This window comes from Amycolatopsis orientalis DSM 43388 (genome assembly GCF_000411975.1).
In the GTDB taxonomy this organism is placed as follows: domain Bacteria; phylum Actinomycetota; class Actinomycetes; order Mycobacteriales; family Pseudonocardiaceae; genus Amycolatopsis; species Amycolatopsis orientalis_D.
On the sequence record NZ_ASXG01000045.1, the window covers coordinates 125,531 to 145,458 of the forward strand.

Annotated in this window: 19 protein-coding genes and 1 pseudogene; 12 read left to right on the forward strand and 8 right to left on the reverse strand. The window is 66.2% G+C overall.

What is annotated here, in order from left to right:
* Positions 1–57 precede the first annotated feature (57 nt).
* Positions 58–1,746 (forward strand): 2-isopropylmalate synthase, encoded by a 1,689-nt coding sequence (locus L942_RS08320; protein ID WP_051165788.1) that lies wholly within the window; start codon positions 58–60, stop codon positions 1,744–1,746.
* Between the two features lie 38 nt (positions 1,747–1,784).
* Here L942_RS08320 and L942_RS08325 read toward each other — a convergent pair whose 3' ends face one another.
* Positions 1,785–2,432 carry a response regulator gene (locus L942_RS08325; RefSeq protein ID WP_037357151.1) on the reverse strand — a complete coding sequence of 216 codons (648 nt, stop codon included), beginning with the start codon at positions 2,430–2,432 and terminating at the stop codon, positions 1,785–1,787.
* Positions 2,433–2,443: 11 nt separating this feature from the next.
* Positions 2,444–3,775, reverse strand: coding sequence for a sensor histidine kinase (locus L942_RS08330; protein ID WP_037357153.1), 1,332 nt, complete (start codon positions 3,773–3,775; stop codon positions 2,444–2,446).
* A 479-nt stretch (positions 3,776–4,254) separates the two neighbouring features.
* On the opposite strand from L942_RS08330, the gene L942_RS08335 reads away from it, so the two are divergent.
* From L942_RS08335 to L942_RS08345, 4 genes are all read left to right on the forward strand, one after another.
* Entirely contained in the window at positions 4,255–5,190 is a 936-nt protein-coding gene (locus tag L942_RS08335) for a ParA family protein (protein ID WP_326929323.1), read from the forward strand.
* A 266-nt stretch (positions 5,191–5,456) separates the two neighbouring features.
* Positions 5,457–5,840 carry a hypothetical protein gene (locus tag L942_RS45260; RefSeq protein WP_235078957.1) on the forward strand — a complete coding sequence of 128 codons (384 nt, stop codon included), beginning with the start codon at positions 5,457–5,459 and terminating at the stop codon, positions 5,838–5,840.
* Between the two features lie 6 nt (positions 5,841–5,846).
* Entirely contained in the window at positions 5,847–7,259 is a 1,413-nt protein-coding gene (locus tag L942_RS08340; RefSeq protein ID WP_051165789.1) for a CBS domain-containing protein, read from the forward strand.
* Between the two features lie 108 nt (positions 7,260–7,367).
* A complete protein-coding gene (locus tag L942_RS08345) occupies positions 7,368–8,549 on the forward strand; it encodes an MFS transporter (protein ID WP_051165790.1) in 1,182 nt (393 codons plus the stop codon).
* On the opposite strand, the gene L942_RS08350 is transcribed toward L942_RS08345, so the two are convergent.
* On the reverse strand, positions 8,527–9,417 hold the full coding sequence (locus L942_RS08350) for a polysaccharide deacetylase family protein (RefSeq protein ID WP_037357158.1): 891 nt from the start codon (positions 9,415–9,417) through the stop codon (positions 8,527–8,529). The genes L942_RS08345 and L942_RS08350 overlap by 23 nt on opposite strands.
* Positions 9,418–9,473: 56 nt before the next feature.
* On the opposite strand from L942_RS08350, the gene L942_RS08355 reads away from it, so the two are divergent.
* Positions 9,474–10,262 (forward strand): IclR family transcriptional regulator, encoded by a 789-nt coding sequence (locus L942_RS08355; protein WP_200862738.1) that lies wholly within the window; start codon positions 9,474–9,476, stop codon positions 10,260–10,262.
* A gap of 46 nt (positions 10,263–10,308) precedes the next feature.
* Complete coding sequence (locus tag L942_RS08360; protein ID WP_037357162.1) at positions 10,309–11,391, forward strand: NADH:flavin oxidoreductase/NADH oxidase; 1,083 nt, start codon at positions 10,309–10,311, stop codon at positions 11,389–11,391.
* Between the two features lie 81 nt (positions 11,392–11,472).
* Here the strand turns inward: L942_RS08360 and L942_RS08365 are convergent, their stop codons facing one another.
* Together L942_RS08365 and L942_RS08370 are read right to left on the reverse strand one after the other, a co-directional pair.
* Positions 11,473–12,204, reverse strand: coding sequence for an SDR family NAD(P)-dependent oxidoreductase (locus L942_RS08365; protein WP_235078958.1), 732 nt, complete (start codon positions 12,202–12,204; stop codon positions 11,473–11,475).
* Complete coding sequence (locus L942_RS08370) at positions 12,201–12,518, reverse strand: hypothetical protein (protein WP_037357164.1); 318 nt, start codon at positions 12,516–12,518, stop codon at positions 12,201–12,203. The genes L942_RS08365 and L942_RS08370 overlap by 4 nt, the downstream gene beginning before the upstream one ends.
* Positions 12,519–12,588: 70 nt before the next feature.
* Here L942_RS08370 and L942_RS08375 point away from each other — a divergent pair, with 70 nt between their 5' ends.
* The 3 genes from L942_RS08375 (at position 12,589) to L942_RS08385 (ending at position 15,099) form a co-directional block, all read left to right on the forward strand.
* Complete coding sequence (locus L942_RS08375) at positions 12,589–13,437, forward strand: LysR family transcriptional regulator (RefSeq protein ID WP_037357166.1); 849 nt, start codon at positions 12,589–12,591, stop codon at positions 13,435–13,437.
* 45 nt (positions 13,438–13,482) lie between these two features.
* Entirely contained in the window at positions 13,483–14,022 is a 540-nt protein-coding gene (locus tag L942_RS08380; RefSeq protein WP_037357205.1) for a helix-turn-helix domain-containing protein, read from the forward strand.
* A gap of 189 nt (positions 14,023–14,211) precedes the next feature.
* Complete coding sequence (locus L942_RS08385) at positions 14,212–15,099, forward strand: hypothetical protein (RefSeq protein WP_037357168.1); 888 nt, start codon at positions 14,212–14,214, stop codon at positions 15,097–15,099.
* On the opposite strand, the gene L942_RS08390 is transcribed toward L942_RS08385, so the two are convergent.
* Positions 15,089–16,048 (reverse strand): LysR family transcriptional regulator, encoded by a 960-nt coding sequence (locus tag L942_RS08390; protein WP_037357170.1) that lies wholly within the window; start codon positions 16,046–16,048, stop codon positions 15,089–15,091. The genes L942_RS08385 and L942_RS08390 overlap by 11 nt on opposite strands.
* Before the next feature lie 86 nt (positions 16,049–16,134).
* On the opposite strand from L942_RS08390, the gene L942_RS44180 reads away from it, so the two are divergent.
* Together L942_RS44180 and L942_RS08400 are read left to right on the forward strand one after the other, a co-directional pair.
* Complete coding sequence (locus L942_RS44180; RefSeq protein WP_158684440.1) at positions 16,135–16,323, forward strand: hypothetical protein; 189 nt, start codon at positions 16,135–16,137, stop codon at positions 16,321–16,323.
* A 447-nt stretch (positions 16,324–16,770) separates the two neighbouring features.
* Entirely contained in the window at positions 16,771–18,531 is a 1,761-nt protein-coding gene (locus tag L942_RS08400) for a chitinase (RefSeq protein ID WP_037357172.1), read from the forward strand.
* 8 nt (positions 18,532–18,539) lie between these two features.
* Here the strand turns inward: L942_RS08400 and L942_RS45850 are convergent, their stop codons facing one another.
* The gene (locus tag L942_RS45850; protein WP_158684441.1) at positions 18,540–18,848 is read right to left on the reverse strand and encodes an LppA family lipoprotein; all 309 of its coding nucleotides are present in this window, start codon (positions 18,846–18,848) and stop codon (positions 18,540–18,542) included.
* A 56-nt stretch (positions 18,849–18,904) separates the two neighbouring features.
* A pseudogene (locus tag L942_RS46130) lies at positions 18,905–19,066 on the reverse strand (LppA family lipoprotein); the annotation flags it as partial.
* Positions 19,067–19,928 lie beyond the last annotated feature (862 nt).

Here is a 19,928-nt window from a genome sequence, read left to right on the forward strand (position 1 = left end):
CGCCGTGGGGCGAGCACGCGCGCCGGTCGGCTTCCGACCTCCCGAGAAGGACCGCAGATGACCACCTTGTGGAACCGGCAGCGCCCCTCGCGCATGCCGTCGCACCGCTACCGCGACGTCTACCAGCGCGTCGACGTCCCCCACACCGACCGGGCCTGGCCCGGCAACCGGATCACCCAAGCGCCGCTCTGGGTGCCGGTCGATCTGCGCGACGGCAACCAAGCCCTCGCCGAACCGATGGACCCGGCACGCAAACGCCGGTTCTTCGAGCTGATGATCCGCATGGGGTACAAGGAAATCGAGGTCGGCTACCCCTCCGCCTCGCAGACCGACTACGACTTCGTCCGGCTGCTCGCGGACACCGACCTGGCCTCAGACGACGTCACGATCGTCGTGTTCACACCGGCGCGCCGCGACCTGATCGAGCGCACGGTCGAGTCCGTTCGCGGCATCCGCAACGACGTCGTGATCCACCTGTACACCGCCACCGCTCCGACGTGGCGCACCGTGGTCCTCGGCCACGATCGGGCGTCGCTGAAAGAACTGATCCTCGCCGGTGCCCGCGACGTGCTGCGCGCGGCCGGCGACCTGCCGAACATCCGCTTCGAGTTCTCTCCCGAGGTCTTCAACCTCACCGAACCCGATTACGTCCTGGAGGTCTGCGACGCGGTCACCGACACGTGGCAGGCCAGCCCGGAGCGCCCAGTGATTCTCAACCTGCCGGCGACCGTCGAGATCGCGACGCCCAACGTGTACGCCGATCAGATCGAGTACATGCACCGCCACCTGGCGCGCCGCGATTCGGTGATCCTGTCCGTGCACCCGCACAACGACCGCGGCACCGGCGTCGCCTGCGCCGAGCTCGCCGTGCTGGCCGGCGCCGAACGCGTCGAGGGCTGCATTTTCGGCAACGGCGAGCGCACCGGGAACGTCGATTTGGCGACGCTGGCGCTGAACCTGCACGCGCAGGGCGTCGACCCGATGATCGACTTCTCGGACATCGACGAGATTCGCCGCACCGTCGAATACTGCAACCGGATCGAGGTCCACGCACGGCATCCGTACGTCGGCGACCTCGTGCACACCGCGTTCAGCGGCACGCATCAGGACGCGATCAAGAAGGGCTTCGCCGAACATCACGCGCGCGCGGCGGAAACCGGCGTACCCGCGGACGAATTGGACTGGCGCGTCCCGTACCTGCCGATCGACCCAGCTGACCTGGGGCGTGACTACGCCGCCGTGATCCGCGTGAACTCGCAGTCCGGCAAGGGCGGAATCGCCTACCTGCTGGAAAACGAGTACGGCATCACGCTGCCGCGCCGCCTGCAGATCGACTTCGCGCGCCGCGTCCAAGGCCACACCGACGACTCCGGCCACGAAGTGACCGCGACCGAACTGTGGCAGCTCTTCGCGGCGGCTTATCTCCAGCCGAATCCGGCAATCACGTTGTCCCGCTTCGAGAACTCGGCCGACGAACACACCAGCATCACCCTGCGCGTCGACGGGGTCGAGCACACCAGCACGCACACCGGAACCGGCCCGGTCGAAGCACTCACCGCGGCGCTGGCCGAGCACGGACGGAAGGTGGACATCGTCGGGTTGCACCAGACCAGCATCGGCTCCGGCAACGACAGCGAAGCGTTGACTCTGCTGGAATATCGCACCGACAGCGGCACCCAGTGGACCGCCGGACGCGATCGTTCAGTGCTCGCGGCCAGCCTGACGGCCGTGGTGAACGCCGCCTGATCCCAGCGGTGCGGGCGCGAACCGCGCTCGCACCGCTTTCAGCCGTTGCCGCGAAGGAACGCCAAGACGGCCAGCACCCGCCGGTTCGCGTCGTCTGTCGGCGGGAGGTCGAGTTTCGCCAGGATGCTCCCGACGTGTTTGCCCACCGCGGCGTCGGACACCACCAGCCTTCGGGCGATCGACGCGTTGGAATGGCCCTCGGCGATCAGCGACAGCACCTCCCGTTCCCGCGCCGACAGCCGGGCGAGCGGATCGGCCCGCCGGCGCAGCAACTGGCGCACCACCTGCGGATCCACCGCCGTTCCGCCGCCGACGACCTGACGCAGCGTCCCGACGAACTCCTCGACGTCGACCACCCGGTCCTTCAGCAGGTAACCGACCCGGCGTCCCTCAGCGGAGTCGAGCAGTTCGGCCGCGTGCCGGTGTTCGACGTACTGGCTCAGCACCACCACCGGCAGCTCCGGCCGCGTGCGACGCAGCTCGACCGCGGCGCGCAACCCCTCGTCCGAATGTCCGGGCGGCATTCGGATGTCGGTGAGCACCAAGTCCGGGTCGCGCTCGCGCACGGCGGCGTGCAGCCCCTCGGCATCGCCGACCGCGGCGACGACCTCGAAGCCGAACCGCGCCAGCAAACCACCCAGTCCCTCGCGCAGCAGCACCTCGTCTTCGGCGAGGACGACCCGCATCGGCTCTCCCCTCAGCACGGCAGCTCCACTCGCACGACGGTCGGCCCGCCGACCGGACTGCGCACCCACATCCGTCCGCCCAGCACGGCCACCCGGTCGCTCAACCCGGTGATCCCCGTGCCGCGCGAAGGATCAGCACCGCCAGCTCCGTTGTCCCATACCTCAATAGTAAGAAGCCGACCGACAATTCTGGCGGTCACCGAGGCGGAGCTGGCCGCGGAATGCTTCGCGACATTGGTCAGCGACTCGGCGACCACGAAGTACGCGGTGGATTCCACCGACTCCGGCAACCGCTCCGGCACCGACACGTCAACGGTCACCGGCACCGCGCATCCGTCGGCAAGTTCCTCCAACGCAGCAGGCAAGCCGAGTTCGGCGAGCGCGCGCGGGTGGATTCCGTTGATCAGCTCACGCAGCTCGACCATCAGCTTCTTGGCCTGGTCATGCGCGTCCGACACCGCCCTCGCCGCGTCCGAATCCGGCGGCAGGTCGACCTTCGCGAGCCCCAGCTGCAGGCTCAGCCCGACCAGCCGTTGCTGCGCGCCGTCGTGCAGATCGCGTTCGATGCGCTTGCGTTCCGCGTCGAACGCCGACAGCAGCCGAGTGCGGGATTGCGAGACCTCGGTCAGTTCGCCGCGAAGCTCGTCGGCAGCCCCGTCGGTCAGCAACGACCGGGCCAGCATCGCGTGCAGGCCAGCGAATCCGGACAGCAGATAGCCGGACAGCACGAGCAACACCACCCCGGCGAGCGCGTACGGCAACGCCCCGCCGGGAGTGGAAACCTCCGTGAAACCAATGGAAATCGTTTCGTTCTCGCTGACCAGCAGCGGACTCAGCACCAAAACCGCGGCGAAGAACGCGGCCATGGCCGCCACCGAGTACAGTGCGGGAATCGCGGTGCACAGCAGAACCGCGTACCCGAGTTCACGCCACGACGCCGGTTCGGTGTACCGCGCTCGCAGTCGGGGCCACCATCCCGGTTCACTGGTCGGTCCAAACGGGACAGTCACCGGGTTGAGATCGACCATGCGCAGACGCTGCCGTTCGACCCCGGCCACCACCGCCGCCCACGCCGGGCCCGCGCTCAGGAACAAGAGCATGCCGAACACCGAAAACACCGCGACGAGCCCCAGATCGGACGTCTGCCCGTGCACGACGCGGCTGATCAGCACCGCGAGCGGCAGCAGGCAGAACCCGAACGGCAGGCCGAACAGCAGCGTCATCGGGCCGGTGCTGATCCCGTAGAGCAGCGCCCGCCACGGCCAGGAAGACAGCAGAAAGGTCCGACGCGACAAGGCATCCAGCACAGTGCGCGGTTTCGCGGTCGAGGAGAGGGTAGCCACGAGATCCAGGTTAGCCAGCGTGCTGTCCGGTTTCGATCAGCTTGCCCGTAGTCCCGGAGGTAGGGCTAGGCATACCGCGGAATCCGGCAACACCCGTTCTGCCCTGTTGGCCGGTGACAGGTCGGATGCAGAGAGTAAGTTTTGCCTTCATCCGGGCCGACTCAAGGCGCGCTCTTCAACTTCTCGCATTTGATTCTTGACTTCACGCCAACTACGCCGTGTTTTCCACGACCCGAGCAGGACAAGTCAAACACCGTCCGCATTACTGACTACCGAGTGTCGCCACCCCCGCCGAGCCAAGCGTGAGGATACGACAATTGGCCTATCTCGCTACGCCCGTTCGTGTCGATGTACCGCCCCATCGGTTGTCATCACCGGTTGGCTTCTGCAAAGGTCAGGGCAGCTTGGCGCACTCATTCGAAACCTGCACTCCACTACCGTCGGACACGAGATCATAAGGGGATAAAATCATGCGGGTCATGGCGGTCATGAACTACAAGGGCGGCGTTGGAAAAACGACGCTGACGGCCAACCTCGGTGCGGTGGCGGCCAAACGCGGGTTCCGCGTTCTCCTGCTCGACCTCGACCCGCAGACCAACCTGACATTTTCTTTCTTCTCGATCGAAGAGTGGCATAATCGCCTCAAGGACAACTGCACGATCAGGAAATGGTACGACGCCGAGGTTCCAGGACGGGATGTATCGCTTGCCGACCTCATAGTCACGCCTGAGCGAGTCAACAAGACTTTCCGAGACTCCGGAGGTCGACTCGACCTGATCTCTTCGCACCTCGGCCTCATCGACATCGATCTGGAACTCGCCGCGAGACTGGGAGGTACTACCACCATCGACGGGTCGAAACGGAAGTTCCTTGACCTGCACAGCTGCCTCCGCGGCGCGCTGACAAAAGACGATTTCCCAGACTACGACCTCGTGCTCATCGACTGCGCGCCGAATTTCGGACTCGTCACCAAGACCGCGATCGTAGCCTGCGATCGAATCTTGGTTCCGGCAAAAGCGGACTATCTCTCGACCTTAGGACTCGACTACCTCGTCGGCAATTGCGCCAACCTGGTCGAGCAATTCAATGATTACGTGAACCACAAGGATGGAACCACGAGATACCGACCGATCACCCCGGAATTTCTCGGCGTGGTGTTCACCATGGTTCAGATCTACTCACAGCAAGTTACAGCGGCACAACAAATGTACATCCAGGAAGTACTTGCAAATTCGGCAGTGCCGGTTCTGGACAACAAGATCCGCAACAGCCCACGCCACTTCGGCGACTCCGGGGAAGGCGGCGTACCCGCAATGGTGAGAGGGAACGGCACCGACGAAGTGACGAGGGAGTTCGACCACTTAGCGGATGAGGTTCTCGGCGGCCTCGCGATGTCCTCGGCCGGACGCCGATGAGGGCCTTGCATCTAGTCGCCGCCCTGCAGGCTCGCTTGTGGGGGTTCCTTGAGCACCAAGACGAACAGGTGCTGCTCGCACTCGTAGACGGGCGAGCGCGCTTGAGCGTTGTTCGCGGAGACGACACGTCGCCCGAATCGGTGCCGCCGACAACGAGCAGTCGTACGTCGACCCCATTCTCAAACCCCCTGGACGTCGCAAGAGAACTGTCCAAAATAACCACAGCAGAGGAACGGCGGACGTTCCTAATCTCGGCTGGTCTGACGGTGACCAGCCTGCGACAGGTAGCGAAATTCGCCGGCCGGAGAAGATACAGCAAACTCGGCCAGACTGATCTCATCGCTTTGCTCGCGGGCGACAGCCCAGGTCCGATGTCCCCGCACGCACCAAGCTCGGCCGCGGAGACCGCGTCTGCCCCACCGGGTGGCAAGGCCACCGCCGTCGCGGCCCATCTCCGGCAAACCGAAACCGAAGAAGAAGGCGAAGCCTACCTGCGAGAACAACACCTGAGCAAGGACGAACTGCTCGCCGTTGCGGCCGAACTGCAACTGACCAGGGTAAGCAGACTGAGCCACCAGGAACTTGTCAGAAGGGTGCTCAAGCAGGCGATCGGTGCACGTCGTAAATTTGCCGGGCTGCGAAAATGGTGACCGCTCATGACTGGTGAACCGGAGAAGAAGGAAGACCATAATTCTAGCGCACGTTCAATGCACCTGATCGGCGGACGGAGGGTCACAGTCTCAGATCTGATCGACGCGGGTCTTCTCCAGGCCGGCGAGAGACTCAGATTCGCACGCAACCGAATCGGTGTCGCCTACGACGCCACAGTGACCGCCGAAGGGCGAATCCGGCTTGCGTCCGATGGCGAAGAGTTTCGGTCTCCTTCCCGGGCCGCGATGGTTGCCGCAGGCATGCGGGCAGTGGATGGCTGGCGCGCCTGGCAGGTGGTCGAGCAAGACCGCTTGCTAGACGGCCTTCGGCAGGACTTTCTCGACCAAGCGCTCACCGGCACTGCCAACACAACCCAGCAGCAAGCTGACGACGAAAACCGCAAGCGGGTTCATGAGCGGCTGAGGCGGGCGCGAGAGCGAGCTGACCGGCGGGACCCTGAACGTATCACTGTACGAGAGCTGCTGTCTTTCTGGCGCGCAACAGGGCGTGGCGACCAGGTAAGCCAAATCGAAGCCGACCTTGCCAACCACGGCCTCGTGACTTCCCCTAATTTCCGTGCAGTCACGCTTGACACCATGGTTTCACTGACAATTCCGCCGGACGACAGTGAACCCGCGGATACCGATACATCGCCGGAAATCGACCCTATGCCAATACCAGAAGACGACGAGGATGGCGGAGATCTCAACGTTCGTCTGATGGTGGGAACACTGTCGCCACTCGTAGGGGTAGCTTCCGTCGGACCCGATAGCACATTCGAAGAAGCAATTACCAAGATGATGCTGAACGACTTCTCCCAACTGGCGGTCCTCAGCGGGCCACATAACCTCCGCGGTGCCGTGACCTGGCGATCGATCGCACAGGCGATGCACGAGAGGCCCGACCGGCGTTTCACCGATGCGATCGACCCGCACGTCGAGGTCGTAGCATACGACCGTGACCTGTTCGAAGTTCTTCCAGTGTTGCAGCGGAGGGATTTCGTGTTCGTCAGAGACCAAAGCAGGGCAGTGATGGGTATAGTCACCACCGCGGACGTAGTACATCGGTACGGCGAGATGGCCACCCCGTACTTTCAGTTGGGCGAGATGGACCAGACTCTCCGCTGGATACTGCGCCGCGCCTTCGACGTCGACACAGTCCAAACGCTGTGCAAAAAAGTCGTTACCAGCTTCGACAAGCTGACTATCGGCGACTACCAGCGCGTTCTCGAGAACAAGGCTGCCTGGCAAAGGCTGGGGTGGCGCATCGATCGCGCTGCTTTCATCGCCCGCCTAGAGGAAATTCGACATCTTCGCAACAAGATAATGCACTTCCACTCCGACCCGGTACCGCAGGATACCGTAGACAAGTTGCAAAGGTTCAACGAGTTGCTGCACCGATACCGTGGCTCTGCGTAGGCTTCCCTTTGACGGCTCACACGCACCAGGCTGCCCGCGCAAGCTGATCACCCGGTCCTGCGTCGCAGCCTTGACCTCAAGTTAAGTTGAGGTCTTACCTTCGGCGTCGTGACCGAAACGACTGACGCCGGAGTGCGGCGCACCCCGAGATCCCTGCTGGCGACGCTGCTCGGCGTCAGCACCATGACCATCATGGCGAGCGCCACGATCACGCCCGCGTTGCCGGGCATGCAACGGCATTTCGCCGCCGAACCGCACGCGGAACTTCTCGTCCGGCTGGTGCTCACTTTGCCGGGGCTGGCGATCATGGTGTCCGCGCCGTTGCTGGCCAAGCTGAGCGGACGGACCGGGCGCGTGCCGGTGCTGCTCGCCTGCCTCGCCCTCTACACCGTCGGCGGCGGATCCGGACTGCTGCTCGATTCCCTCCCCGCCCTGCTCGTCGGACGGGCCGTGCTCGGGATCGGCATCGCCGGGATCATGACCACGTCCACCGCGCTGATCGCCGATCACCATGCCCCCGAGGAACACGGTCGCGTACTCGGATTGCAAGGCGCGGCAATGGGTTTCGGCGGGGTGATCGCCCTGCTGCTCGGCGGCTTGCTGGCCGCGCTCGACTGGCGGGGGCCGTTCGCCATTTACCTGCTGGCGATCCCGATGCTGGCACTCGTGCTGCGCTTCGTGCCGGAGGCACCGGTCCAGCCGACCGACCCGAAAGATCCCGCGACCGCCGCATCACCGTGGCAGCCGCGGTTGCTCGGCTTGTACGCGCTGGTCTTCATCGGAGTCGTGGTCTTCTACACCGTCCCGACGCAGGCTCCGTTCTGGCTGGCCGAGGTCGGCGGCGCGGGACCGGCCGTCGCGGGAGCCTTGATCGCGGCGGTCAATCTGGTGATGACGTTGGTGGGCCTGAACTTCCGCCGCCTGCGCGCACGCTGGTCCTTCCCGATCCTGGCCGTCGCCATGTTCGCCGCGTTCGCCGTCGGACTGGTCGTGCTCGGTACCGCGAGTGCATTGTGGACTGCCGCACTGGGCATGGTGGTGGTCGGGCTCGGCGTGGGGCTGCAAAACCCGACGATCAACGGATGGCTGGTCTCGACCGCCTCGCCGGGCGCCAGGACCAGGTCACTCGGACTGCTGACGTCCGCGTTGTTCCTCGGACAGTTCTCGTCGCCGCTGATCGCGCAGCCGGTGATCGACGCGGTCGGGATGGGGACGACGTTCGTCCTGTCTGGAGCATTGGCCGCGGTAATCGGCGTTGTCGTGGCAGCTATCCATTGGCGCTCGGCTTAGCGACATAGTCGACGACTTGCGCGTGCGTAGCGAACCAAACCCCGTCGTGCGAAGCGATGTGCTCCAGCAACTCGGCGAGAATCGTGATACGGGAACGATGTCCGATGAGATGCGGATGCAGGGTGAGCTGGAAGAGACCGCCCTCGGCCAACGCGAGATCGAACTCGTCGCGCCAGATCGGCAACACTTCCCGCGGCGGGGTGTAGGGGCGCTGCGAGCCGAAGCGATTCATCGTGAAATACGGCGCGTCGTCGCGGATCCATTCCACCGGAAGCTCGACGATGCCGGTCGGTTCGCCGTCGGCGAGGATTTCGTAGCAGTCGTCGTCCGCCATCAACGAGGAGTCGTAGGCCAGGCCCAGTTCGCGGATGATCGAGAGCGAGCTTTCGGAAAAGTCCCACGACGGGGTGCGGATGCCGACCGGACGCGTGCCGGTGAGGCGTTCCACCGTGTCCGCAGCCCGGAAGGTGAGGTCCCGCTCCGCCGCGGGCGGCAGTTGCGCGTTGCTCTCGTGGATCCAGCCGTGCAACGCGACCTCATGTCCAGCTTCCACATAGGACTGAACCTCGCCGTCGTGCAGCAACGCCGAAACTGCGGGCACGAAGAACGTCGCGGGTGCCTCGAACCGTTCAAGCAGCTTCAACACTCGTGGCACGCCGACCCGCGAGCCGTACTCGCCCTGCGAGAGCTTGCCCGGCAGCACGTGGCCGTCACGCAACGAGATCGTCTCGTGGTCGGAATCGAACGACAACGCCACGGCCACTCGCGCCCCGCCCGGCCAGGACGCCGGGCGCAACGGCCGCCCGGCACGCACGCGCTCGACGTGTCCCCGCCAGGTTCGCTCGCTCCACTGCCACGGTTCGGTCATGCTTCCTCCCCTGCGACGCGCCGGCCTCATCGTATCGCTGTGCCACGATGAGGCACATGCACGACAAAGCGGCCGACAAGCCGGCCAGCGGGATCCGGTCGATGAACAGCGTCCTCAGCACGCTGCGAGTTTTCGAGGAAGTCGCCCAGCGGCAGCCGATCGGCGTCTCCGAGCTGGCCCGCTGCACGGATATCCCGAAGAGCACCGTGCAACGCGGTCTGATCACGCTTCAGCAAGCAGGCTGGCTGAAGGTCGTGGACGCGGAACGCGCGCGCTGGGGCGTCGCACCGCGGGTGCTGGCCCTCGGCTTGCGCGACTGCGGGAAGCCGGACCTCAAGGAGGTCGCCGCACCGGTCGTCAAGCGGCTCGCCGCCGAGACGAACGAGACGGTCCTGCTGGCCGAACGCGACGGCGACAGCCTCGTCGTCGTCGCCGCTCAGGACACCGACCAGGTCGTGCGGGTCGTGCTGGAGATCGGCACGCGGGTTCCGCTGCTGGCCACCTCCGGCGGCACGGCGATCATGGCGCTGCTCGACGAATCCGAGGTCGAGGAGCTGTTCACGCACGAACTTCCCGAGTTCGCCCAGAAGCCGGATTTAGTCGCGCTCCGTCGCGACATCGCGCTGACCGCGAAGCGTGGTTACGCGCTCAACGGATCTTCGTCGTGGTTCCGCCCGCAGGTTTCGTCGATCGGCGCGGCCATCACGGATCCGTCCGGACGCCCGGTGGCGACGATCACTCTCGCGATCCCCGACACGCGCTACACCCGTGCGCAAGAGAAGACCTTCGCGCCGCTCGTCGTGGCTGCGGCAGCCGAGGTCAGCCGCCTGCTCGCCGAAAATTGACGACCGCGTGTGCCGTGATGCGAAATGAGGCGTACCGTGTGGCGGCATGAGTGAGTTCAACGCGGAGTCTCCGGAGGCGACCCCGCTTCGCTTGCGAGACGTCACTTTCCGCAATCGGATCTGGATGTCCCCGATGGCGCAGTACGCCGCCGGCCCGGACGGCCTTCCGACCGAATGGCATCTGGCGCACTACGGCCCTCGCGCGATCGGCGGCGTCGGGCTGGTCATGGTCGAGGCCACCGCGATCAGCCCGGACAACCGGTGCACCGTGGCCGACCTCGGACTCTGGAACGAGGAACAGGCGCTCGCGCACCGCACACTGACCTCGTTCGTCTCCAGTCACGGCGCGGTGCCCGCGGTGCAGCTGAACGCCGTCGGCCGCAAAGGATCGCACCAGGTCCCGTGGGTCGGGGCCGGGCAGAACGAACCGCTGCCGGTCGCCGACGGCGGCTGGGACCTGATCGCGCCGTCGGCAATCCCGTTCGGCGACCTGGCGATGCCCCGTCCGGCCACCGCGGCCGACCTCGACCGCGTCGTCGAGGAATTCGCGCACGCGACCCGCATGGCTCAACTGGCTGGCTACCAGGCGGTCGAAATCCATGCGTCGCACGGTTATCTGCTGCACCAGTTCCTGTCCCCGCTGTCCAATCACCGCACCGACGAGTACGGCGGAAGCGCGCAGAACCGGATGCGCTTCCCGCTGCGCGTTGCCCGCGCCGTGCGGGAGGCGTTCCCCGACGACAAGCCGGTGTTCGTCCGCATCACCGCCACCGACTGGGTCGAGGGCAGCGTCGCACCCGACAACGCCGCGGAGTTCGCGAAGGAACTGGCCGCCATCGGGATCGACCTTCTCGACGTCACCTCCGGCGTGCTCGTGCGTGATCGCGGAGCGCGACCGCCGAACCGAGAAGGGGTGAACGTCGAATTCGCTGCCGCGCTCAAGGATGCGTCCGGCTTGGCCGTCGCGCCGGTCGGCCAAATCACCGACTTGACGGCCGCGGGCCGGATCATCCGCGCGGGCAAGGCCGACGCCGTCCTGATCGGCCGCTCGCTGCTTCGCGACCCGTACCTCGCGTTGCGAACCCAACCCAAAGACGCCTGGCCAGTCCGTTACCAGCGAGCTTTCTGAGGGACTTCACCGGGAACCGCGCAACCGGTCCTGCCGTCGAGCACCTCCCGCCCGAGATCCGGGCGATGGCCGACGAACTGCCTACGCCCTGCGTCCGCCGTCGACCGACAGCGTCGTCCCGGTGACATACGACGCGGCGTCCGAGCAAAGCCAGACCACGGCCGCGGCGGCTTCTTCCGGCGTCGCCAGCCTGCCGAGCGGGGTGATCGCCTCCTGCCGGGCGATCATCTCCGGGTCGTCGGCCCAGCGGTCGAACCCCGGCGTCCGGGTCGGTCCCGGGCACACCGCGTTGACGCGGATGCCGTCCGCCGCGTAGTCCACCGCCGCGACCTTGGTCAGGCCGACAATCCCGTGCTTCGCCGCGACGTATGCCGGCGCGTTCGGGATGGCGGACAACCCGCCGTTGGACGCGACGTTCACGATCGCGCCGCCCTTCAGGTGCGGCAGTTCGTACTTCAGGCACAGGAAGGTCCCGGACAGGTTCACCTGCACGATGCGCTCGAACTCGGCGAGCGTCAGCTGGTCGACGCGTTTGCGAGACGACATCCCGGCGTTGTTCACCGCGAAGTCGAGCCCGCCGTACGCCTCAACCGCCTGCTTGATCGCGGCTTGCATCGAGGGCTCGTCGGAGATGTCGACCTGGACGGCCAGCGCTTCCCCGCCGTCCTTCTTGATCAGCTCGACGGTCTCCGCCGCCGCTGCCTCGTCGATGTCCAGCACGGCCACCGCGGCTCCGGTCCGGGCGAACTCGATCGCCGCCGCCCGGCCGATTCCGCTGCCCGCCCCGGTGACGAGCCCGCGCCGCCGGCTCACGCCAGCGACTCGTGGTTCGCCCAGGCCACGCGGTACGAATGCCGCGCCTGCCACCGGTCGATCACCTCGTGCAGCACGGGCGCGGTGAAGCTCTTGGCGAGAGCGTCGAGGTCGGCGAGGGCGACCTGGACGATCGCCGTCGCGATCAGCGCCGGGATGGCGTCCTCCCCGGGGATCGGCAGGTGCCGCCGGGTCTCGACCGACTTGGCGTACCCGGTCTCCAGCATCGCCTGCTTGATGTCGCTGAGGTACTGATCCAGCTCGGTGTCGGGAAGCGGCTCGTCGAACGAAACAATCATGGTATGCGTGATCATGCTTCAAGTTTTGCCCTCGTTGCGCTCCGCCGTCCAAGACCGGTTCGCTATTCAGCGATAACCTGGAGGCATGGCTGAGCTGGAAACGCGCGAACTCGAGTACTTCCTGGCAGTCGCCGGCGAGCTGCACTTCGGCCGCGCCGCCGTGCGGCTGTCGATCGCCCAGCCCGCGCTGTCGAAGGCGATCCAGCGCATCGAAAACCGCCTCGGCGTCCAGCTGTTCACGCGCTCCAGCCGCCACGTCGAGCTGACCGCGGCCGGCGAGGCGCTCCAGGAACACGGACGGCACGCCCTCAACGCGGTCAGCGCCGCCGCGCGCAACGCCCGCCGCGCCGGGGAGCGCCACCTGCGCCTGGTGCTCAAACCCGGTGGCGACGCCGGGCTGCTGTCCGGAATCCTCGCCGAGTACTCGCACGATCCCGAGGCACACCAGGTCGACGTTCTGTTCAGCGGTCCCGCCGACCGCACCGACTACCTCCTCAGCGGCCGCGCGGACGTCGGCCTGCTGTTCGTCCCGTTCGACGACCTGACCGGGCTTGCCTGCGAAACCCTGCACGCCGAGAACCGCGTCGCCATCCTCCCCGCCACCCACCGGCTGGCGCGGCGCGCGTCCGTCCGGATGTCCGATTTGGACGGAGAAACGCTGCCGTCGTGGAAGGGAGTGCCCGGGGTCGAAGGAACGGGACCGCAGGTGGCGGACGTCGTCCAGCTGCTGCACCTCGTCTCGCTGGAGCGGATGATCGGCGTCCTGCCGCGGTCGCTGGTCGACCAGGTCCCGCCGGGCGTGGTCAGCGTGCCGATCGAGGACGCTCCGCCGAGCCAGCTGGTGCTCGCCTGGAACGAACAGGGCCGGCGTCCGCAGGTGGCTTCGTTCGTCAATGCCGCGCTAGCTTCGGTCCGGCGACGCGGCGCCAGCTGACTAATTGTGTGCAATCCTGCGGAGCGGAATGTCATGCTGGCCGGTGTGGAGGACATCATCGCCGCGGTCGGACCCCGCCTCCGCCATTTCCGGCGGCAACGAAACCGCACCCTGGAAGAGTTGTCGAACGAGACTGGCATCTCCGTCAGCACCCTCTCCCGGCTCGAATCCGGCCAGCGCAAAGCCACCCTCGAACTGCTGCTGCTGATCTCCCGCGCGCACCGGATCCCGCTGGACGTACTAATCGGCACCGCCCCGCTGCAGCCGGTCGCCCGCGACGACCGCACCGTCGTTCCGCTCACTCGGCAACCCGGACGGCTGCAGCCACTCAAGATGATCTTCGACCCCGACCGATGCGAACCCGCGCCGCGCACTCACCCCGGCCACGAGTGGTTCTGCGTGCTCAGCGGCAAGGGCCGGCTCGTCCTCGGCGAACACGACGTTGTCATGAAGGCAGGCGAGGTCGCCGAATTCGACACCCGGATCCCGCATTGGTTCGGCAGCACCGGCGAGGGTCCGGTCGAAATCCTCAGCCTGTTCGGCAAGCAGGGCGAGCGCCTGCGCATCCGGGCCAAGACGCGCTGATTACTCCGCTTGGCGGCATAACGCCGAACGCCTCGGAAAACCTATGCCCACGCTGACCTGCACTGAGTGGAACACCCCGCCGAAAGTCGGTGCCTGACCGCGAAAATCCCGACTTAACATCCGGGTCCCGCGGACGGACCCGCTTTTCCCTCCGCACGTTTCCTTCGCCTACGACGAGGAGATGCGCCGATGCGGAAACTCTTTGTCCTGCTCACTTCCGCCCTCGCGGCCGCGGCTGTCGTCGCCGGCAGCCCACCGGTTTCCGCGTCCCCGGGCAGCGGGGTGGTGCCCGGACTGACCGGTGCCGCCGCGAAGGCCGCCGCCGGGACCGCCGCGGACAAGTTCCGCCAGCTGCGCCGGGAAAAAGCCGGCCGCGCGGTCAGCCCGAAGATCGACGCGCAACAACACACCTTCTGGGGCCCGGAACCGCAACTTTCCAGTGGCGCGGACGGAATTCTCGTCACGCACAGCGTCGTCCCGGACCTCCGGCTCTCGAACAGCGCGGACGTCGTCTACGCCCCGACGGTGAAGCCTACCGGCCATTCCTGCATCGAAGTCGTCACCGCGTACGGACTCGACCAGGGCGGCCAGGTCTGGGCCTGGGACTGGTGCGGGACGGTCGGCCCCGCGAAGGTAGTCCCGCTGGACAGCTCCTTCCTTTCCACCTATACCTCCACAGTGGACGGACATCCGGCGTTCACCGTGCAGGAAGTCCAAACCGACGCGAGCAGCAATAGCTGGACCGCCTCGCTCTACAACGTGAAGACCGGCAAGTGGGACGACCTGTTCACGCAAAGCGGCAGCGACCAGAGCACCCTCAACGAGGGCTGGGACATCTTCGAGCTGTACTCGACCGTCGACCCGTCGACCGGCCAGGCGTACTACTGCTCGGACGCCAAGGGCAAGGTGTTCGAAGCCAGCCAGCTGCAGCTGCGCATCGGCGGCCAGTGGACGCCCGCGACGGAGTCGAACTCGCCGTTGCAGCCAACGGCCAACCCGAACCCCAGCGATTACAGCTGCTCGTCGCTGCAGTTCGAGGTGCCGACGCCGAACAGCAACTGGCGCGTCACCGTCTAGCCCCGGCAGGGGTGCGGTGCCACCAGCGATCGAAGGCGGCACTGCACCCCTGCCGGTTGGCGTAATCCCGCGCGACCTGCTGAGACAGCTCGCCGACCCGATCCGCGATCGCCGTGCCCGGCCGGTAACACAACCGCAGCTCCTGCCACAGCGGCGCGTCTTCGATCGCCCGCACCACGATGCCGTCCCGCTGGTCCTCCCGCGTCGCCAACGCCGGCGCGACCGCCATCCCCTCGCGCACCAGATCCAGCAGGGTAGCCAGACACTGCGGCCGATGCGGCTGGTCCAGCACGACCCCGCGCTGCCGGCAGACGTCCTGCAGATATGCCGACCACCGAGTCGTCCACGGCGGATCGTCCGCCCAGGGATACGCGGCCAGCTCTTCGAGCGGGATCTCCGCGCGCGACGCCAGCAGATGATCTTCAGCCAGAATCACGAAAACCGGCTCCCGCGCCTGCACCACGACACTCTCCACGCCGTCCGGCACGACCCGGTCCGGCAGCGGCGCGAGGTACACGAGCGCGAGGTCAAGGTGCCCGTCCGCGAGGGCCGCCAGCGTCCGCGCCTCGTCCTGCTCCTCATGCACCCGAACCGCGGGACACCACGGCTGATCCCGCAACCACCTCGCCAACGCGAGATGCAAAAACCCGCTGTACCCGCCGACGCGCACCGCCCCCGCGGATTCCCGCCGCGCCCCGGCCCGCTCGGTCAGCGCCGACATCCCAGCCAGCACCGCCCGCGCATCCGCGACGACGTCCTCCCCGAGCGCGGTCGGCACGCACCCCGTCGGCGAGCGCGCGAACAAACTCCCGCCGACCGACCGCTCGACGCGCCGCAGCAACCCGGACAACGCCGGTTGGGAAACGTGCAATGCCTTGGCCGCACGAACGAGACTGTGCGCGTCGGCGATAGCCACGAGCGCGCGCAGGTGGCGCAGTTCCAGCTCCATGACTCCTCCGGCCCCTCGCTCTGGCCACTGTAACGCCGAAGAACGAGGGGAATTACCGACGCGAGTCGGTACTCAGCCCTGATCTCGTGACTGCACCCGTGCTCGTGCGGGAGGATCTCGTCCAGCGCAAGAGTGCCCAGCCGGACGATCTCCGGCTGCTTCTCGCCGACCTCCACCGAAAACGTCCGCACGTCCTGATACCGGATCTCAGCGGAGCGGCGTGCGAAAACGGGCTGTGCGCGAACCTCAGCACGAGATCGACCGACTCGCCCTGATCCGCGTAGTCGATTCCGGCCAGCTTCAGGTCCTTCACCGAGTACGCGGAACCGAAGTCGTAGTGGTGCGGGTCCGTTGCGAATTCCCGCGCCCCCGGCGGAAGCTGGCCAGCCAACTCCGGGAGTTTCGTCAGGTACTGGCTCGCGTCGAAGGGGAGCGCCACGTACTTCATGTTCATTCCTTGCGCTTGTCAGCCCCAGCCTATACCGGGCAATCGCGAATGACCGCTTCCCGGTGATCCTGACCGCGTGCGGCTCGACTACCGTGGCCGGTCCACCCAGGCTGGCCGTCCCGCCGGCAAGCAACGTGCCCAAGTCGTCCGATCTTCGACCTCAACGCCTGAGACTCGGGGAATCCGACTATCGTCGGCCCGATAGGTCTGGACAACTCGCCGAGTGATCTAGACAATATCTATCAGGGGGTCGCATCGGACCGGAGGCACCGCAATGAAGCGTGCTCGTTTCCTCGTCGTGCTCCTGCTGGCCGCGGCCGGACTTGTCGTCGGCGGACCAGCGCAAGCAGCGAACCTGCTGACCAATCCCGGTTTCGAAACCGGTTCGACGTCCGGCTGGACCTGCCCGGCAGGCACGGCCGGGAAGACGCCGGTGCATTCCGGAACCTACGCGCTAGCCGTCACCCCAGGCGCGTCCGACCAGGGCCAGTGCACCCAAACCGTCTCCGTGCGCCCAAACACCACCTACTCGGTTTCCGCCTGGGTACAAGGTGCACCGGTGTACCTAGGCGTCACCGGCAGCTCCCCCACTTGGACTAACGCGTCGGCGTACAGCCAGCTTTCGCTGTCCTTCACCACGACCGCGAACCAGACGTCCGCCGAGCTGTACCTGCACGGCTGGTACGGTGCCGGCCCGTACTACGCCGACGACATCGTCCTCGACGGCCCCGGCGGCGACACCCCCGGTGCGCCAGGCGTCCCAGGCACCCCCACCGTCGGCACCGTCACCGACACGTCGATCGCCCTGAACTGGGGCGCAGCCGCAGGCACCGTAACCGGCTACCGCGTCTACGAAGACAACACCCTGCGCGCCACCGTCACCGGAACCACCGCGACGCTCTCCGGCCTCACCGCCTGCACCTCGCACAGCTACTCAGTCACCGCGTACAACGACAACGCCGAATCCGCCCACACGCCCGCCGTTTCCGCCACCACCAGCGGCTGCACCAGCGCCGGCCTCCCGAAACACGCATTGATCGGCTACGTCCACGCGAGCTTCGCGAACGGCTCCGGCTACCTGAAGCTCGCCGACGTCCCCGACGCATGGGACATCATCGACCTAGCTTTCGCCGAACCCACGTCGGTGACCTCCGGCGATATCCGCTTCAACCGCTGCTCAGCCACCGAATGCCCCGGCGTGGAAAGCGACGCGGACTTCATCGCAGCCATCCGCGCGAAGCAGGCGCAGGGCAAGAAGGTCCTGATCTCGATCGGCGGCCAGAACGGCGAAGTCCAACTCACGACGACCGCCGCCCGCGACAACTTCGTCAACTCAGTCGCGGCGATCATCGACAAATACGGCCTGGACGGCTTGGACGTCGACTTCGAAAGCCAGTCCCTGTCCCTGAACGCGGGCGACACGGACTTCCACAACCCGACCACCCCGGTGATCGTCAACCTGATCTCGGCGTTGAAGACGTTGAAAGCCCGCTACGGAGCCAAATTCGTCCTGACAATGGCCCCGGAAACGTTCTTCGTCCAAGTGGGCTACCAGTTCTACGGAGGCTCCGGCGGCGGCGACAGCCGTACTGGGGCTTACCTGCCAGTCATCTACGCCCTGCGTGATTCGCTGACGGTGCTGCACGTCCAGGACTACAACTCCGGCCCAGTCATGGGATTGGACAACCAGTACCACACCATGGGCGGCGCGGACTTCCTGATCGCGATGACCGACATGCTGAAGTCCGGCTTCAAGGTCGCGAACACCGGCCAGACCTTCCCCGGCCTGCGAGAGGACCAGATCGCCGTCGGCCTGCCCGCAGCCGTCAGCGCCGGAAACGGCTACGTCTCCCCGTCCGAAGTCCAAACCGCCGTAACCTGCCTAGCCCACGGAACCAGCTGCGGCTCGTACACCTTGCGAGGAGGGCCGTCGCCTGCACTGCGAGGGTTGATGACGTGGTCGGTGAACTGGGATCGGTATTACGGGTGGGCTTTCCAGAACGCGCATCGGCCGTTCTTGGATGGGCTCGGGTAAACCCAAATTCACCGGCTGCAGACCGGCTGGCCGGGGCTCTCGTTTTCAGCGGCTAGCACGGCGGCCTCGGCGCCGGTGCACCAAGCTTCTTGGCAGCAGCGGTGAGATGACAGCCAGTGCGTAGCCGTGCCGACGTTGAGTTCTGCCGGGTATTGATCGTGGAAAACGACCTCGTGATCGCCGGGCCGGTCGACCGTGATTTGGCTGGTGCCGAAGCCGTACTGGGCGGCGATCGAGCGAACTGCGTCGACGGCGTGCGGCCACATGCCGTCGGGAATGTTGCCTTCAGCCGTCCAGTTCGGCAGTCCCTTGACCACGGCGTCGTCTGTGCGCAAGCCGGCATCGACGGCCGCGAAAATCGTTCCCGCACGCCGGACTCACTCGCCTGATTCGAGATCTGCCACGACTTCAAGTCGGGGGCCGCAGTGGCGATTGCGTCGCGGATACGGCTGTACATCTGTTCGTATCGCGCGGTGGCCTGGTCAATGTCAGGGCGCTGGAGGAGCTGGTTGAACTTTCGAGTCGCCCGGTCCACGTTCGTCTTCTCCGGGGACGTATCCGATCCGGTGCACCCGGAGAGCGCCAGCTAGGCCAGTGCCAGTCCGGTGGCTGTCAAGGTCGCGGTTCCTTCTCGTCGCGAGGCTGGGAATCTCGGCCAGGCGGCGCGGGAACCGGCTCACGCTGGCAGACCCAGCGCGTCCAGAAACGGCATCTTCCCCATGCTCAACATCATCACAGCGGCGCTGAAGCTGTGCCTAGCCCGCGGGAACCGAGACCACCGTAAAGCCGCCGTCTGGACAGAGAGCACTCTGCCGTTCACTACCCAACTCGGCACCCCTCTCGAGCCGCGCAACATCGCCCGCTGCGCCGCAGCTTCCAATGGGCCGCTGCGGTACTTTGCCGCTGTGCGGGCACGAAAAAAGCCCTCCCCGGTGTCCCGGAAAGGGCCTTTCACCTGCTGTGGAGCTGAGGGGAATCGAACCCCTGACCTTCTCGATGCGAACTGTCGGCATCGACGTTTCTGCAGGTCACTGAGGTTACGTCAAGGGCCATAAAGGCTGGTGAAGGTCGCTGGTGGTCGGTGCGGTTGCTGTACTTTGCTGCTGTACAGCAACCGCCATCAGCGCTGGTCACAGCCTTCGTCCGGCACCGTCAAGCTACCAGAGTGTTCGCGCCGGGCTGGACGTCGAGAGATTGCGACTGGTTGCCCCACTGGTCCGTTCAGCGCAGTGTGGTGGGTATGGGCGGAGGAACGTTTTTCGAGCGCATTGCGGCGTACGGGGAGCGCTCAGCGGCTCGTGAGAAGCGCTGGGCACAGGTGGCGCGGGGGCTGCGGTGGGGTCTGCCCAGGCTTCGGTTGACACCGGAGCTGACTGTTTCTCAGGCCGCTGCTGCGG